A 15950-nucleotide genomic window follows, 5' to 3' on the forward strand; every position below is an offset into this window, starting at 1 on the left:
AATGCTTGTTATCGTCGTAAACACTAAATTGGTAGCCTTCTCCTCGGTAAAATTCGATGATCTCCGGAAGAACTTGTATCGTTTGCGGCTTTCCATGCATCTATCTTTGATTCTGGCCAAGATTTGTCCCTGCTGTCATTTTCGATCCTATCCCCTCTCTCAAAAAAAATAATGGGGGAAGATGCTGAAAAGGTGCAGATGAAATAAACATAAATTAAAAAAAGCGCAGAACCGGGTTCTACGCTTTCTTATTCAAATAAAAATAGAACAGGACTCCATTGGGAGTATTGGTTACACCATAAGGGACGCTATGCATTTCCAGAATCTTTTTGGAGATAGCGAGGCCAAGCCCAGTGCCCCCGGTCGACCGTTGGCGGGAAGATTCCCCACGATAGAACCGGTCCCAGATCTTTTCAAGCTGTTCGTCGGGAATGTGGGCTCCTTTATTTTCAATGCATACTTTAACGGTGTCGCCATCCTCCATAGTGGTTATAAGAACGGCCTCCTGCTCTGGAGTATAACAAATCGCGTTAGTGAGAAAATTGACAATGACTTGCTCAATCCGAAGCTCGTTCGCCATAACCTCGGCAGGTTTCAGGGAAGTGTAAAGCTGCAATTGCTTCGCTTCGATTTCCGGAGCTAATTTGGAACATGTCCTCGCGATGACATCGTCGATACAAAAAGAATTCATATTCATTTTATACGTTCCCGATTCATATTTTGCCAATTCCAACATATCGACGATCAGCAGATCCATCCGCTTGACTTCGTCCTCCATCGCATTAAAGTAATAATCGCGCTTGTGATTGGCAACCCCGTCTTTCAGAATCGCAAGGCAGCTCTGAATAACGCTCAGCGGGGTTTTCAACTCGTGCGACACACCGGATATAAACTCTTTTCGCGTATGCTCCAGCTGCTTTTCTTTCTCGATGTCCTTCTCTAACCGAAGGATATGGGCTTGCAGACGCTCGGAAAGCTCGTTTATGTTGCGCGACAAGTCGCCGATTTCATCCTTCGTTGTAATGTGGATTTTCTCCGAAAAATCAAGACCTGCCATTTGCTGCGTCGTTCGGTTGATGCGAAGCAACGGGCGAGCGATACGACGAGAATAATAATACGATGCAAGCAGTGCAAGAAGCAAAGTGGCTATAACGATATACGCATAATATTCTTGAATCATCCCAGCAGCTTCACTTACCGGCTGAAGTGAGGTCATTGCAAATAGGTATGCATGTTTACCGTCGTGATCTTGGATACGTTCCACGAAAACTTTGTAATTCACCTGATTTTCTACATAATCTTCAGTTAGATTTGTATTTGCAGTATGATCATAGTCACCATATAGCACGTCTGCTTGAAAGGCTTGAATGCGGTCCAGAAACAAGTGGTTTGTATAGCGTGAAACACCCGCACCTTCTGGTGTCAGAACTCTTGTAATGGTGCCGGTGACCAGAAATGGTGGGTATTTTTCATGATATTGGTTCGGCTTCGGATATCGAGTGACGACCTCATACTCTTTGTTCACCATCTGACGATTTTCCAGTTGGTTTTCCTCTCTCAGATTAGATACGTTCCTCCCCATCCGCAGGATAACCGGCTGGTTGTTCATGATCAAGCCCTCAATAGCAATCGGTTCACCTTCTTGAATCCAAGGTTTGTGGAACGGATTCTCCGTACTGAAGTCCTCAACATTAATAACAGTGTACAGAGGTACGGTTATCGTTTTATTGGAAAGTTCAGAATCATTCGAACGATTCAGCTTGACTTGCATGAAAAAATCGTCCGTATGCTTCAAATTCCCCTCGGCGTCCAACGTTGTAATCCAGGTGTTATATTTTTGGTAAAAGTCTTGCTCCAGTTCTGCCATAGCCTGCGTGTTCGTAGCATGATTAAGGTAGTCTTGTTTATAAGTCTGAAACGCTGCTTTAACGTCCTTTACTTTTTGATTGACATAAAACTGTTTGAAAAATATAGTTTGCCCGATAAAAATGACGGCAAGCATGAACATGCATAATGCCGTCGTAAATAGAAACAGCTTAAATACAATGCCTCTTTTCATGGTTGTTCCTCAAATTTATAACCTGAGCGAACGACCGTGACAATATGCTTGGCATGCTCTCCCAGCTTGGAACGCAGATTGCGAATATGGCTGTTGACCGTGCGATCATCACCGACAAAATCGTATCCCCAAATTCTTGTAATCAACTGTTCCCTCGTTATGATGATTCCTTTATTCTTCATTAGATAAGCCAACATTTCGAATTCCGTGTGCGTTAAGCTGCAATTTTCCCCATCGGCCGAAACGGATCGGGACGGAAAATGGACCAAAATCCCATTGCTGGACATTGTGTGATCCTCCTGTTCCCTGATTTGCCTGCTTTCCAAAAGACGTTTCGCACGTGCCAGCAGTATTGGAGGGCTGTATGGTTTGGTTACGTAGTCGTCGGCTCCCAGTTCAAAACCCATCAATGTATCATCCTCATCCGCACGGGCCGTCAACATGATAATCGGAACGTTTGACACTTTTCGGATGCGTTTGCATATGGACCATCCGTCCAATTCAGGGAGCATGATATCCAAAATGATCAGATCTATCTCATGTTCTTGAAATAGCTCCAGAGCTTTTTTGCCATCGTCCGCCTCAAATACTTTAAAACCTTCCTCAAGCAAATAATCTTTCATGATTTCCCGTAATATACGCTCATCTTCTACAATCAGTATAGTTTTTGACATGTGGCAACCTCTCAAGTTTTCTAGTGAGGCATAACATCAGCCTCTTAGACTCGTAAGTATGCGTATCATTTGGATATTAACATTTTTTCAAACACTAGACAAACACGTTATCCTGCCAGTTACTTCTATAAATCAAATAGGAGCTGTCCCTGGAACTGCACCCCCAATTGTGGTGTGGGACACAGTCTAACAATTGGGCGTGCAGTTACATGAACAAATTTGGGGCATCTACCAATGAGACCGCCGCTCGGTTTAATTTGTCTTCGTTCATCCTGCCATTGATATTGTAGAGCAATAAAAATAGCTCAGTCCGACGCACATCCAGACCAAGCTATTTTGCATCGAAGTTCTTGCGCCACTCCAGAGGTGTCTTGCCAACATGTTTGATGAACAAATCGTGAAAGCGGCTCGAGGAAGTAAATCCGATTTCGGAGGCGATGAACTCAACCGACTTGTCGGTATTTCTCAGCAGCCTTTTGGCTTCGTTCAAGCGAAGAGTGATGATGTATTGCTTCGGTGGTACACCGACCCGCTCCGTAAATTTTTTGCGAAAAATGCTTTCGGATAGAAAGCGGCGCGCCGCCAAATCGGCTATCTTCAAGGAGGTAAAAAAAGTCCTGTGAATCTCTTGCAGTACGTCCTGGACCATCCGTTCGTCGCTATCCCCATCAGTAAGAGCTGGTTCCGAAGCGCTGAGCGCGTTTGAATGATAGGTTAGCAGCAGTGTCTCTAGCGCATTGCGCATCAGATCGTCCGAAAATTCGTTCAGCCGCTCCCGCATGCCTTCCTCTTCCAATTGCAGCAATGCCGCTTTGGCTCTATGGAGATGAGTCCCGCATAATCGCGATTTCAAAATCTGATCCGGACGCTGCTTATATGCATGCTGAAGCAAATATTGGCAGTAGGCCGGGATTTCGCGGAAATCGTAGTGTACCGAGATACCTGCCCATGCTTTCAGGCACACGAATCCGTGATGAATGCCGGCCGGAATCAGGATCAGATCGCCTGCCGCGACCGATACGTTTTGACCCGCTGAAGTGTAATAGCCTTCTCCCTCAAGAATAAGCGTAATTTCGTCGGCACCATGCGAATGAGAACGAAACAACCCTGCTCCCTGCTCTCCCGTAAAGCAATGAGGGGCAAAATGTTCGACGCTTTCCATAAATCCGTAGCTCATAGGGAATCCCATACCTTTAAAGTTAATGGCTTCCCCCTAATTGTAATGGATTCTGGACGCGCTTACAACTTCAGTTTAACCGGTACATGAGCCAAAATTGCGCGATCCCGTTGGGGAGTTCCTGCCAAGTCCCTACGCTTGCTCCACTGTCGATGCTGGCTCCGCCTACATCTAGTGCTTTGCCCGTCCGCACGTTTAGCAGCTTACAATACCCGTTGCCGGTGTCGACGAGTTTCCATTTTTGAGTGTCGAGTCCCTTATCCTCTGATACTGCCACTCTTCCCCAAGAAGCAGCTGGATCCATAACAGTCAGTGCTTTGCCGGAGTTTGAATTGATCAACGAATAAGTTTCGTCCAAGTTCTGGACTATTTTCCAGCGCTGTGCTGCCCCGCCGTCGGTATCACTCGACATCTGGGTCCAGGTCCCATCGGCCGTACCCGCTCCGGTCACATCGAGCGCTTTGCCGCCATTGGGGTTAACGAGCTTATATTCGGCACCGGACTTGACCAAGAACGTGTTACTGCCCGTTATCTCGATATAATCGATATCGATGGCATGTTTGCCCTTCGTGAATTCGATGAGGTTATCGTTGCCCTTTTTCAGATTGATTTGAATTGAAGCGTTTGCGAACTGGTTACTTCCCGTATGGGGGAAGGACATCGTCGTCTGCTGGCCGTACACCGAAACTTGTACTGTAGCATCAGGGCCGGCGGTGCTCGAATATCGAACCGATAATGTGTAGTCCCCTTCCTCCGGTACGATGACATCCTTGAGCGTCAAGGAGCTATTCGCATTATTCAGACGAACGATTTTACCTCCGGAAGCGGTTGCCTTGTCCTTCAGTTCCGCTTTAACCGTAGTGCCTTCCTCCGCTTCTATCCGGTAGTCGCCGGACGGAACGGAAAGCGGACCGTTCGTCGGAACGCCGAAAATCGGAGAACCGTCATCGTTCCATGTAAAAGGCTGCACACGGGTCGGACGGGCGCCACAACCTTGGCCGGGACCACTGTTGCCGTGGTATACGATCAGATCTTGCGTGCCGTCCTTGGATTGGACGAACGAGTTATGGCCGGGGCCGAATACACCGTTTTCCGGAGATTTGGCAAATACTGGGTTCGCGCTCTTCGTCCACGATGCGGGATCAAGCAAATCGCTTGTATCGTTCGCAGTCAGGATACCGAGCGAATAATCGTCCTCCCAACAGGCGCTCGCGGAATAAACGAGGAATATTTTTCCGTTTCGTTTCAGGATGACTGCCCCTTCGTTTACCGGCATTCCTTTCTTTTCCCAGCCGTATTCGGGCTTCGTCAAAATCACGTTGTCGCCGTCCAATGTCCACGGATTGGACATCGGCGCAATGGCGATCGCACTTCCATGTGCGCCGGACCAATTCCCGTATGCCGCATACAGGAAGTACAACTGGCCGTTATGGTCAAATACCGTGCCATCCAGACCAGCATACTGCGTATTCAGCTTTCCTTTGTCGGTCCATTCCCCCTGCAACGGATCCGGGGAATCATTCTCCAAGACGTACACTCCACGGCAATTATCTCCGCAGCCCGTATTCGCCGTATAATAGATGTACCATTTGCCTGCAATATAATGGATCTCCGGTGCCCAGATGTCTTTTAATCCGGAAGGGCGTGTCCATACCGTTTTCCGTTGTCCCAGATCGATTGCGGTCAGCGATCTCGATTTCCAAATATCCAATCTGTTGCCTAACGTGCGGGTATAATAATAATATCCATCCTTATGCAGCATCACATAAGGGTCCGCACCGGCAGTATTGATCGGATTCGAGTAGGTCGAAGTGGATGCGGCGGACGAATCATCAGCCCCAAACGAAGTCAGAGTTAGCATAAGCATGAGAACAAGCGCCGTTAACTTCAAGCCGATTCCTTTAGCAGCGCGCATGAGTTCCGTACACCTCCGGCATATTAGGATGGTTGTTGCGATCGCGATCGAACAAGTACAATGATACACTGTAACCCGCTGTGAAAGTTACCGAAAGCGTTTGCTTAACGCGGTTAAACAAGCTGAAAATGAACCGGTTTCGACGGTCGAATTCGGTATCGACGATGGGGTATGTCGACAAGATTTTTTCATCCAAAGGGGAATTGGTCAAAGTGTTTGAACCGTTCGCGTCAATGAAGTCACTTTCCGAAGGTGTACTGGTATTCAGTGATCTACACGCGGTCCTTATCTCCTTTGCATCAGCAAATGATCCAGTACTAATCCTGCCCTTTAACTTAATTAATTGTAGACCTTCAGTGGGTCAACTAAGGTTGTTCCTAACTCCTCGTTTTCATTATGAATTATTTAGCGGAAAGTTCATCAATCGCTTGAACAGCTAGTTCCAACGCTTTAATTCTACTTTCTAAAAGCGTTCTTTGCGGACTACCATCCTTTGACTTAACATAACTGTTTTCAATCGATGGAAATAAACCGGTAATAACATTACGAGCTTCTGCTAGATCTTCCTGACTGTAATTATGGGGTTTTTGAATCCAAACGTTTTCTAGCGTGGCTAAGCCGATATTAACAGCTTTGAGTCGCTTCTTTACTAGGGTTGTACTTGTTCCGTTTTGAGTCATCTGGGACAAGGCATTCTCGAGTTTACTGATTGTCGATTGTAATGATTTTATAGCTTCCAATTTATCTAACTCCGTCATTTGATTAATTACAATATCGTCTCTGTTCACCACTGCGTATCCTCCTCTAACCCCACTTTTTTCACTTCGATAACACTATACCACATACTGGATAAACCTGCCGGTTAGTTGAGAAAACGGCAGCCGATCGCGGCTGCCGTCATAGGTTTATTATGCTAAGGTACCCGTTAGTTTAATCAATTATCAACCAAGGTTCAGTTCGCCAGAAAGCCTTCCTGGCAACAAATATTGAATTCTCGTTAAAGTTAAAGAACATTTCAGCAGAATAATCCTTAAATTCATGTGACAAATATTTAGGCAGAATGGCAGCATCCCTTCTTCTTCTCCACAAATTAATGCTTCCCACGGTTTTCCATCCGTAACTTCGTTTGTGAAATACACTCCACTATCGGTAAACTCTTCTGAAAACTTCTGCATGAATACCCATACGAGGGATTTGTGTTCATCTTTTAACCCTCCTATTCGATTTTCAATTTCTACTGTAAAGAATAGTAAACTTAATTCTAACCAAGTATCTTGGAGTTCTTTTCTTTCCTCTGGGCTCCACCCCGTCACATATGGACGAATATGAAGTTGGTACCCACCACTATCAAATATCTGTTCCTCCGCATCACCACCTACCCACAGAGTGTGTAAGTGTTCCCATTTCTGCTCAGATGTAAAGTATTTAGAATCAAGTCCAAGAGAGTTTAACACTTCTGCAAATTGCCTTATAACGTCCTTGAAATTTTCCGGAATACTCTTGATATAAGTTTGTATTTGAGAATATTCGGACATTAAAGCACCTCTTAACTATTACTAATACCCATCATTATAAATGCAATCTCAGGTGACGAACAACTAAACTATTCTGCCCGTCACTTCAATGAAAAAGTAGCCGATCGTGGGACCAGCTGCTGCAGTGTCACATTCAGCTATCGTACTCGTTTGCGTAACAAGTTCTTAACTCAACTTTGAACTACTCGTTCAAAACTATGGGTGCACCTTTTTCTTTAGGATTCCATCCTTGTTCAAACGCTTGTCTCATCTTTAGGTCTAAAGACTTTTATGTTCAGATGTTCTGTGTTAGGGAAGTTAACCTAAAGGTTATCTATATCTGAAGCGATATACACTTCAAGCCGTCTTCCTTTTACAGGATTCAAGCTCTGCTATCATGATGATATATCCAATTCCAGGGGAAACAGTCCAAACGAAATGTTCTTCATTCACTACAATTTTTTTCTAGAGCTCTTATTGTTTATCGTCATTTCCTATCTCCCTAAATCCGTATGCTTATACTTCAAGTATCCTCCCGACAGCATAAGGAGTCGCCCAAATTTTTACTGCGGCAGCCCAATGTAGCACTCTTCAATTTCCTTTAACAATTTTTATTGATTGTTTTTCTTTCTTTAGTTCTGTTTATTATCCCGTTATATCTTTCAATATCAAAACTAAAATCTAAGTCATTAATATTCATTATACTTTTGAGATTCACAAAATTTTGTATTAACTCTTCAGAGAAACTAATAATTTGATCCCATGAAAAGACAAACTTATTCGAACTTTTGAAACTTCGATCCTTAAAAGGGGATTGCTCTGTTACCCAAATCAACTATTGCCATCGTGGATTACTTGAACATAATAACCTCCACAACCAAATATTCCACAGGTACATGTGAACAAAGGGTATTTCCCTGGATTAAGTAAAGACTTAAAAAACTCTTCTTCTACAAACACTTCGTCTTCATTCAACTTATTACCGTTGATATATAGGGAGATTCTCCAATCAACAACAGGAACCATTCTCCCTTTTACTCTTGTTATATTTTTGTATTCCTTTCTAGTCTCTATCTCCATATCAATAGATAATATATCCTGATTAATTTCATTATCTTTACTTGAAAATATCCTCATATTTCACCCTGACTACTTACGATTTTTATAGATCAATGCGATATTTCGCCTAACGTCTTATTTTTGAATTTCGTAATTTATTTCTTATTTAGAGTATTCGAGAAATTATTAAAACTACCCTGCTTATAACTTTATAAGAATGCCCGTTTCGATCCGCTGCGGCCGCCCGATGGATTCTATTGACTATCGTACCCGTTAACTCAATCATTTGAGGTCTTTAACTTACCTTCAGATTGAACCACCTTCAATATTTCAGAAATAACATTTCTTTAAGATTATCATCAGTCATGCATAATACCTTTTCCAATGAATGCTCAACTCCAACAAATCTGTCTCAATGGCTTGTAGCTTAATAATTAAATCATTCCGGTTGTATTCTATATAAAACATTTTCTGTAATTCTCGCTCCGACAAATCTTTTCTAAATGTGCCAGTATAATCGTCAGACCAAACTCTTACCGAATCATTTAAGTATTCCAAAGTGGGGAATGGATCATGACCAAGCCATACATCCTTTTTACTTTGGACTGCTTCTAGTACGTCTCTCCAATTCTCAAGTCCACAACAACAACTCGGAAGTATTATTTTATTTTTATCCGCAAAGGCTATTCCACCACTTAATGCAATTTCACCAAAGGTTATAAGTTCATTTAATACCTCAGCAGGCTCTCTATCCACTTCTATGTTGTTATACCCGCAAACCAACGACAAAAACAGGGCGGCTTCTTCCGACGTAGAAAATCTGGAAAGATAAGTGGTTTCCTTGTATTCAACTTTTGATATCCAAGAGGGCTGCTCAAAATATGGATCTTGTATTACAGCACTAACTCTTCCCATGATTCTAACTCCTCATGATTTAATGTCTAAATACAGATTACCATATTTTCGCTTTAACCCATTAAACTAATCTGTCCGTTACTTCAACGAAAACGGCAACCGATCGTTTAGCCGGCTGCCGTCATGTCTGATTGAACTATCATAATTTCAAGTGATGAGACACTTTTGGTTTCACTCTCAATCTCCTCAACAGTGCAGTACTTTTCATCTAAGGCAGAATCCGAAATAAATAATTTACTTCCTACCCTCAAAAAGCTCTACCACTTATAATTCTGTGTTCAGGGCTTGAACCAGGATTTATTGTATGAATTGAAAAGATAGAGACTCTTTCCATTCAAATTCTCCTTTCAAAAAAACTAACATAGAGGCTTCCGAATTTTCACTTAATGAAAAGAGTATTAGTGAAATTGTTAGGCAATGCTCGTTAGCATGATCCGGCTGCGATCAATGCCGGCAGTTTTAGTTTTTATTTAGCTATCGTATCCGTTAGCGAAATGATAGAATTAGCCTAAATCATATGTAGTATGTCCACAATTAATAATCTTCCATTGTAATTTAATGAATTCATCCCTATGTTTCTTTCTTTCATTCCTAAATATTAAAAACCATTTTTTACTATACGGGAACATTACCTTAACTTTTGGTTCTGAAAAGAATTCAAAATATTGAGTTTGACAGAACCAATCTCGCCAACCAACGCAAAATGAATCCTTGAAAGTGCGTTTTATCCCGTCTGTCTCATAACAGTAAGCTACCCAATACTTCCAACATTCAATAAAACTTATTGTTTGTGTTTGCTCAGTACTATCGAGATAGTTGGTTCCATCATGAGTAATATCTAATATTTGGCGGTAATGAATTTCCATCAAACCCACCGCAATTCCTTGTTATGATTAATTCTTATTTATCAATTCCTCTGACTTTAATATAACATTTTATTGAAGCTGCCAGTTAGCGTAAGGCTGCCGATCGATGCCACAAGCCGCGTCTTGCTTGTTTATTAAGCTATTGTCGCATTAGCGGATCTTGATCGGACTATATTCTTGACACTCGACATGAAATTTGAAAAAGCATGAGCAAGGTGCAATACCGAACTCATGCCGTTTGGAGCTTAACTATATTACTGTCTGAACTCAAGCTTCAAACCTACTGCTGACTGTAAAGCTTGTTCGCATCCCTAAGCAAAATTGCAGCTGCTGCTGCAGAAATATGTTTGCCGCTTTGCGCCTCCACTTCGTTAATGAAGCTGTCCCGGTTACCGTGTTCAAGCTTCTGCTCCAAGCTGTTCGCAATGCCTCCATTGTCGATCCAACCGTTTGCCCTAAATTTAGCTATTACTGCTTTCAGCGAAGCGATACTCGTCTCTGTCGTGAATGGAACGGCGACACTTCTTGTATTGCCCGCCATATCCTTTGCCGTAATGTTCAATGTATGCGCTCCTAACGGCAATGTGTACATCTGGATTACCGCTCCTTGTTGTACCGGATTGCCGTCAAGAGTAATGACGGTCAAGTCTGGATTCAATCCTGAACCGGTGTCCCCGACATTCACTTGAATCGTCAATTGCTCCGAATCGCTGTAACGTCCGTTGTTCACCGGTGCGATCGACTGAATCGCAGGACCGGTTGCGTCGTGCTGAATGTTTAACGTTTTTTCCGTTTCGGCGTTGCCATCCTTATCTTGCGAGTAATAATGGAACGTAAATTTTCCATCCTCGGTTATCGAGACTGGACCGGTGTACGGCAGCCATCCATACGTCGCTTGCGTAACGGTCGAACCGTACGTCGCACCGGTAACGGTCAGCTTATAAAAGGTCGAGGGTACGCCCGAGGAGTTGTCCGTTGCTTCCAGTCTTACACTGACAGCACCCGAATACCAGCCGTTTTGCTGCGTCCCTTCAACGACCGCCGTAGTAACCGGAGGAGTCGAATCCATTGGCGTCGCGCTTACTGGCGCTGTCGCCGGGCCTTCGCCAATTTCGTTGCTCGCTCTAACGATGTAATAGTATGTCTTGCCATTCTCTACTTCCTCGTCCGTAAAGCTGTTTGTGTTCAAATCGGAACCGATTTCTTCAAATCCGCCTGTCGCTGCCGTACTGCGGCTCACGTTGTAGGAATACGTTGCTCCCGTTACCGTATCCCAAGTGAGCGTTACTTGCCCGTCACCCGCAACGGCTGTCAAGCCTGTAGGCGCTGCTTGAGGAGGAGCCTTAGGCATCGCGTTCACCGGCCCTGCTGCCGGACCGCCGCCACCAACGTTACCGGCTGTGACCGTGTAGTAATACGTTGTGCCGTTTTGTACACTTGAATCAGTAAAGCTGATCGAATTCAATTGAAGACCAACGATTGTGAATGGCCCGTTTGCCGACGTGCTGCGCTTTACGTCGTAGTACGTGGCTCCCGGAACTTTCCTCCAACCAAGCGTTACTTTCTTGTCTCCCGCTGTTGCGCTTAAACCCGCTGGAGCCGTGCTCGGCGACGGACCGCCTGTAACATAGTATATTTCTATTTCATCGATTGTAGGTTCAGCGCTGCTCTTAATCATGTTTAGCCGGAAATACTGGGACGTAACAGGAGCAAAAACAAGCGTTTTATTCGCTCCAAGCGTTGTTCCCACCATACCTTCAATATCTGTATACGTCACACCGTTGTTGGAGTATTGCAATACGTACGACGATACTCGCGGGTATGAAATTTCTTTAATTACTACCTGATTGAATGTGGTAGACGTACCGAAATTAACCCCTAGATACTGGTTGTTGATGCCCGTTTTTACCGAGGACCAGCGGGAATTTGAGACGCTTCCGTCAAATGCCTTCCTCGGAATATATGTCGTACTCCATTGTGACGAAGCAAAGTACGATGCATCCGGTTTGCCTAAAGCTAAATTCACTAGCGTCGTTGCGCTAATGGTGCCGGCTGCCGATAGGTTGCCTGCCAAATCGATCGCTTTGACTTCATAATTGTACGTTGTTCCGCCGGTAAGACCATTGTCGCTAAAGGAAGTTGTATCTACCGTCGCGATTTTTGTGAGATTCCGGTATATTTCGTAGCCCGCAACAAAAACATCGTCTGTTGAGGCATTCCAGCTCAAATCGATTTGCATGTTGGATGGAACGGCAGCCTTCAAATTCGTGGGAGCAGTCGGCGCTTCCGTATCACGGCGATTCAGATCCCATGTCTTCGCGCTAACTATGCTGCTCGCTGCGGATAAGTTGCCCGCCGCATCTTTCGCTTTCACCGTATAGCTGTATGCCGTTTCCGTATTTAGTCCTTTATCGGTGAATGACGTTGTCGTCGAAGTTCCGACTAACGTCCCGTTCCTGTAAATATTGTAGTTTCTTACGATCGTGTCGTCTGTTGACTCCGACCAGCTCAAAATGATTTGGCTGCTGGATGCCGCTACGGCTTTCACATTTACCGGTACGGTCGGAGCGCCGGTATCGTTGTTATTGCTCAGTTTGTTTTTTGCCCAATAAAACCGGGATACGGATGCCATATCCATACTTGTGTTCGCTTTCATAACCGTGCCTGCCAAATCGTCATATTTATCCGGACGAAGCGCAGCCAAGAACAAATAGCCTGAACGAGGAGTTGAAGTTTTTGCACTGTTGCCCGAACCGTCCGTTCCGTCAATACGGCCGGCGTAGTCGGTTGGCGAGCGCATAATGTTATCAGCAAACGTGTTGGCAAACGGCTTCAGCATGTCTTCCGTAACACCGTAACGGCCGATCAAGTACGCCCGGTAAAAGCCCGCTACATCCAGTTGACCGTGGCTGGAGTCTTCAGGACTAACTCCAGGCCGAGGCAATCTTCCCGGATTATATCCCCATGAGTAAGATGGATTTCCTTTGTTACTAGGAATGATTGCTTTCGTCGTATCGTCTTTGAAAAACCAATCGATGTTTCTTTGAACGATGCCGTCATACTTAGTGACAAGAGACGGATTATCGCCCAAAATCTCATGAGCTGCCGCCAAATTTTGGAACGGATACAAAATCATCATAATTTGATTCCAAGGCATAACCCCGTTACTCATGTAAGGCGATAAGCCTGAAAAATAAAGCTTATTGTCTCTCGAAAGATCAATGAGATAAGGGAAAATAAATTCGTCAACAACGTATTCAGCTTCTCTAACGAAAGTAGACGCGCGCTCCCGATAAGTCGCTCCGTGTCCATATGGATCGCCGTCAGGCACGACTGTATCTAAAATCCATGGCGTTTGCAAAATAAGTCTGCCCGTATAAGCCAAATGTCCGATCGAATCTCCCTGGGCGGAGTCAGCGGCAACTCCCCACTCTTCAACAGGGCCAGGCCATACCGGCGCAATCGTGCCCGTCCATATCGTTCTTTGTCCGTATGGAGCCGGAAGAATGTCGTTGCGCTGAGTTAAAAGTGTGCCCGTGAAATAAATCATCCGGTCGAGAATTTCCGTGTCGCCGGTTAATTCATACATCAGGCCGAGCGCTTTAATATTTTCACCGCTTTTTCCTTGAGCATATTCGGTCTGAAATCTTTCCGTAGTCGGATCCATTGGTGCGGCCCAAACCTTCGGCTTCTCGATCATCATGTGCTCTTTGAAGGAATTAATATCGTTCTGTGTGATAGGACCGTGATATTCTTCGACCACCATCGCTCCCAAAGCTTGCGTTCCAGGCAAAAAACCGATACAACCGGCAATTAATGCACTGTACAGCAATTGCTTTTTGGGCAGTGCAGATACCCGACCGGAGGCGACCGCTAAGCGGGATTCCGAGAAGAGCGAAGTTTGCTTCCTTCCTATTATCCATACGAGCAATACACTAACACATACCATAATTACATAATACGTAAATATAAATACCACCCCTTGCTTACTCCATTGGCTGGAGCATTTTAAATTTGCGAGTTATAATAATAAACCACGGTTCCTTCGTTCGTGTCCTTCGATTTTCACAACCTTTCTTAACACAGTGTTTTAAAGCGCTTACTTCCCAAACATACCATTTCTTTCTATAAATAACTATGTCTATTCTTAACTGAAATAATGTTAATTTACTCCATTTGAATCTTTTATGCAGCCGCTTTAATATACGATGTGAAAAAACCACCCCATAGCCATGTTACAGGGCTGAGAGGTGGTATCGCTTTTAAATAATTATAAAAATAAATTTCTTTGCTCTACTGTTGTGCTTAACTGAACATTGTTTTCATGCAGCTGCAGGATGACAGTATTAGTTCCTACCAGTGTCAATTGTCAATGTGGCTACATACATATACTGCCATACTATTAGATTGATTGTGCCGTTTGATGAAGTACATTAAGCGGACGCGCCAGTCCCAAGTGCTCCCGAAGTGTCGAGCCTTCGTATGCTGTACGGAACAATCCGCGATTTTGCAGCTCAGGGATTACTTTATCTACGATTTCTGTGAGCCCGCCGGGATATATTTGCGGCATCAAGTTAAAGCCGTCGGCGCCTCCCTCCCTGAACCATCGCTCGATAAAATCCGCAAATTGCAGAGGAGTTCCGGCAAAGGTGACATGCCCCCTGGCGCCGGCTATGCGAAGAGACAGTTGACGGATGGTGAGATTTTCCCTTCGCGCCAGATCTACCATAACTTCGTATCGAGCCTTGTGCCCGTTAATGTTTTCCACGCCCGGCAAATCATCGTAAGGAAGTGGTCCGTCCACGGGATATTTAGTCAGATCTATTCCTAGCCATGAGGACAGCGAGCGAGCCCCCTGCTCCGGTGTCGTCAGGGCATGCAATTCCGCTTCCTTATCCCGGGCTTCCGCCTCCGTATCTGCAAGGACCGGACTGAGCCCTGGCATAATCTTGAGCTGATCCGGCGTCCTGCCGTATTTCGCCAGCCTCGATTTGACATCGCGGTAAAACTCCTGTGCATCCCCCAGTGTCTGCTGTGCCGTAAAAATCACTTCTGCCGTCCGTGCCGCAAACTCACGTCCTGTTTCCGAGGAACCGGCCTGCACGAGCACCGGATATCCTTGAGGAGGCCTTGGAATATTTAGCGGTCCCTGCACGGAATATGCCTTTCCTTTAAAATTAATTTCGTGCACTTTATTTTGCTGAATCTGTATACCGGCTCTCTTATCATTAATAAGCGCATCATCTTCCCAGCTATCCCATAGCTGCTTGACGACCTCGACGAATTCGTCCGCATACTCATAGCGTACAGAGTGCGCCGGATGCTCCGTCCGCCCGAAGTTGAAAGCCGCTGACCCCGCGCCAGTCACGATGTTCCAGCCCGCCCTGCCTCCGCTTATATGGTCGAGTGAGGCGAATTTCCGAGCCACATGAAATGGCTCGTTATACGTCGTTCCAACAGTCGCGATGAGACCGATGCGCTCGGTCACCATTGCGAGCGCGGATAACATCGTGAACGGCTCCAGCTTTCCGAAACGCCCCGTGTAGCCGTCAGCCAAAAACAAGGAATCGAGCAATCCACGTTCGGCGGTCTGCGCCAGCTCTTTATAATATTGAATATCGAAACCCCGTTCAGGCTGCGATTCGGGATGGCGCCAAGAAGATTCGTGATGGCCAGTTCCGGACAAAAAAGCGTTCAAATGCAATTGACGTTTAGACTTACTCATGACTACACCTCTCCTGATATAATATTATTAACTTTTCCAAAATATT

General features: G+C 44.9%; 12 protein-coding genes. All 12 read right to left on the reverse strand.

Features of this window, described 5'->3' with window-relative positions:
• Window positions 1-238: 238 nt before the first annotated feature.
• Complete coding sequence (locus ACFQ88_RS06555; protein ID WP_379453083.1) at window positions 239-2059, reverse strand: sensor histidine kinase; 1821 nt, start codon at window positions 2057-2059, stop codon at window positions 239-241.
• Window positions 2056-2733 (reverse strand): response regulator transcription factor, encoded by a 678-nt coding sequence (locus ACFQ88_RS06560; protein ID WP_379453085.1) that lies wholly within the window; start codon window positions 2731-2733, stop codon window positions 2056-2058. The genes ACFQ88_RS06555 and ACFQ88_RS06560 overlap by 4 nt, the downstream gene beginning before the upstream one ends.
• A 331-nt stretch (window positions 2734-3064) precedes the next feature.
• On the reverse strand, window positions 3065-3895 hold the full coding sequence (locus ACFQ88_RS06565) for a helix-turn-helix domain-containing protein (RefSeq protein WP_379453087.1): 831 nt from the start codon (window positions 3893-3895) through the stop codon (window positions 3065-3067).
• Between the two features lie 85 nt (window positions 3896-3980).
• Window positions 3981-5825 carry a family 43 glycosylhydrolase gene (locus ACFQ88_RS06570; protein WP_379453089.1) on the reverse strand — a complete coding sequence of 615 codons (1845 nt, stop codon included), beginning with the start codon at window positions 5823-5825 and terminating at the stop codon, window positions 3981-3983.
• Entirely contained in the window at window positions 5812-6006 is a 195-nt protein-coding gene (locus tag ACFQ88_RS06575) for a hypothetical protein (protein ID WP_379453091.1), read from the reverse strand. Before ACFQ88_RS06575 ends, ACFQ88_RS06570 begins: the two co-directional genes overlap by 14 nt.
• A 220-nt stretch (window positions 6007-6226) precedes the next feature.
• Window positions 6227-6583: a hypothetical protein gene (locus ACFQ88_RS06580; RefSeq protein WP_379453607.1), complete on the reverse strand. Its 357-nt coding sequence runs from the start codon at window positions 6581-6583 to the stop codon at window positions 6227-6229.
• Between the two features lie 183 nt (window positions 6584-6766).
• Complete coding sequence (locus tag ACFQ88_RS06585; RefSeq protein WP_379453093.1) at window positions 6767-7360, reverse strand: hypothetical protein; 594 nt, start codon at window positions 7358-7360, stop codon at window positions 6767-6769.
• A gap of 810 nt (window positions 7361-8170) precedes the next feature.
• Window positions 8171-8476 (reverse strand): hypothetical protein, encoded by a 306-nt coding sequence (locus ACFQ88_RS06590; protein ID WP_379453095.1) that lies wholly within the window; start codon window positions 8474-8476, stop codon window positions 8171-8173.
• A gap of 285 nt (window positions 8477-8761) precedes the next feature.
• Window positions 8762-9313, reverse strand: coding sequence for a hypothetical protein (locus ACFQ88_RS06595; RefSeq protein WP_379453097.1), 552 nt, complete (start codon window positions 9311-9313; stop codon window positions 8762-8764).
• A gap of 503 nt (window positions 9314-9816) precedes the next feature.
• The gene (locus ACFQ88_RS06600) at window positions 9817-10179 is read right to left on the reverse strand and encodes a hypothetical protein (protein ID WP_379453099.1); all 363 of its coding nucleotides are present in this window, start codon (window positions 10177-10179) and stop codon (window positions 9817-9819) included.
• 280 nt (window positions 10180-10459) lie between these two features.
• Window positions 10460-14158: a fibronectin type III domain-containing protein gene (locus ACFQ88_RS06605; protein ID WP_379453101.1), complete on the reverse strand. Its 3699-nt coding sequence runs from the start codon at window positions 14156-14158 to the stop codon at window positions 10460-10462.
• Window positions 14159-14581: 423 nt separating this feature from the next.
• The gene (locus tag ACFQ88_RS06610) at window positions 14582-15904 is read right to left on the reverse strand and encodes an LLM class flavin-dependent oxidoreductase (RefSeq protein WP_379453103.1); all 1323 of its coding nucleotides are present in this window, start codon (window positions 15902-15904) and stop codon (window positions 14582-14584) included.
• Window positions 15905-15950: the final 46 nt, after the last annotated feature.

Origin of the sequence: Paenibacillus sp. NPDC056579 (assembly GCF_042793215.1) — a bacterium.
In the GTDB taxonomy this organism is placed as follows: Bacteria; Bacillota; Bacilli; order Paenibacillales; family NBRC-103111; genus Paenibacillus_S.

What these genes read in the sequence shown, in the direction of transcription:
- ACFQ88_RS06555 (WP_379453083.1), bottom strand. Translation starts at nt 2,059, where the DNA reads ATGAAAAGAGGCATTGTATTTAAGCTGTTTCTATTTACGACGGCATTA.
- ACFQ88_RS06600 (WP_379453099.1), bottom strand. Translation starts at nt 10,179, where the DNA reads ATGGAAATTCATTACCGCCAAATATTAGATATTACTCATGATGGAACC.
- ACFQ88_RS06560 (WP_379453085.1), bottom strand. Translation starts at nt 2,733, where the DNA reads ATGTCAAAAACTATACTGATTGTAGAAGATGAGCGTATATTACGGGAA.
- ACFQ88_RS06570 (WP_379453089.1), bottom strand. Translation starts at nt 5,825, where the DNA reads ATGCGCGCTGCTAAAGGAATCGGCTTGAAGTTAACGGCGCTTGTTCTC.
- ACFQ88_RS06580 (WP_379453607.1), bottom strand. Translation starts at nt 6,583, where the DNA reads ATGACGGAGTTAGATAAATTGGAAGCTATAAAATCATTACAATCGACA.
- ACFQ88_RS06565 (WP_379453087.1), bottom strand. Translation starts at nt 3,895, where the DNA reads ATGGAAAGCGTCGAACATTTTGCCCCTCATTGCTTTACGGGAGAGCAG.
- ACFQ88_RS06610 (WP_379453103.1), bottom strand. Translation starts at nt 15,904, where the DNA reads ATGAGTAAGTCTAAACGTCAATTGCATTTGAACGCTTTTTTGTCCGGA.
- ACFQ88_RS06595 (WP_379453097.1), bottom strand. Translation starts at nt 9,313, where the DNA reads ATGGGAAGAGTTAGTGCTGTAATACAAGATCCATATTTTGAGCAGCCC.
- ACFQ88_RS06590 (WP_379453095.1), bottom strand. Translation starts at nt 8,476, where the DNA reads ATGAGGATATTTTCAAGTAAAGATAATGAAATTAATCAGGATATATTA.
- ACFQ88_RS06585 (WP_379453093.1), bottom strand. Translation starts at nt 7,360, where the DNA reads ATGTCCGAATATTCTCAAATACAAACTTATATCAAGAGTATTCCGGAA.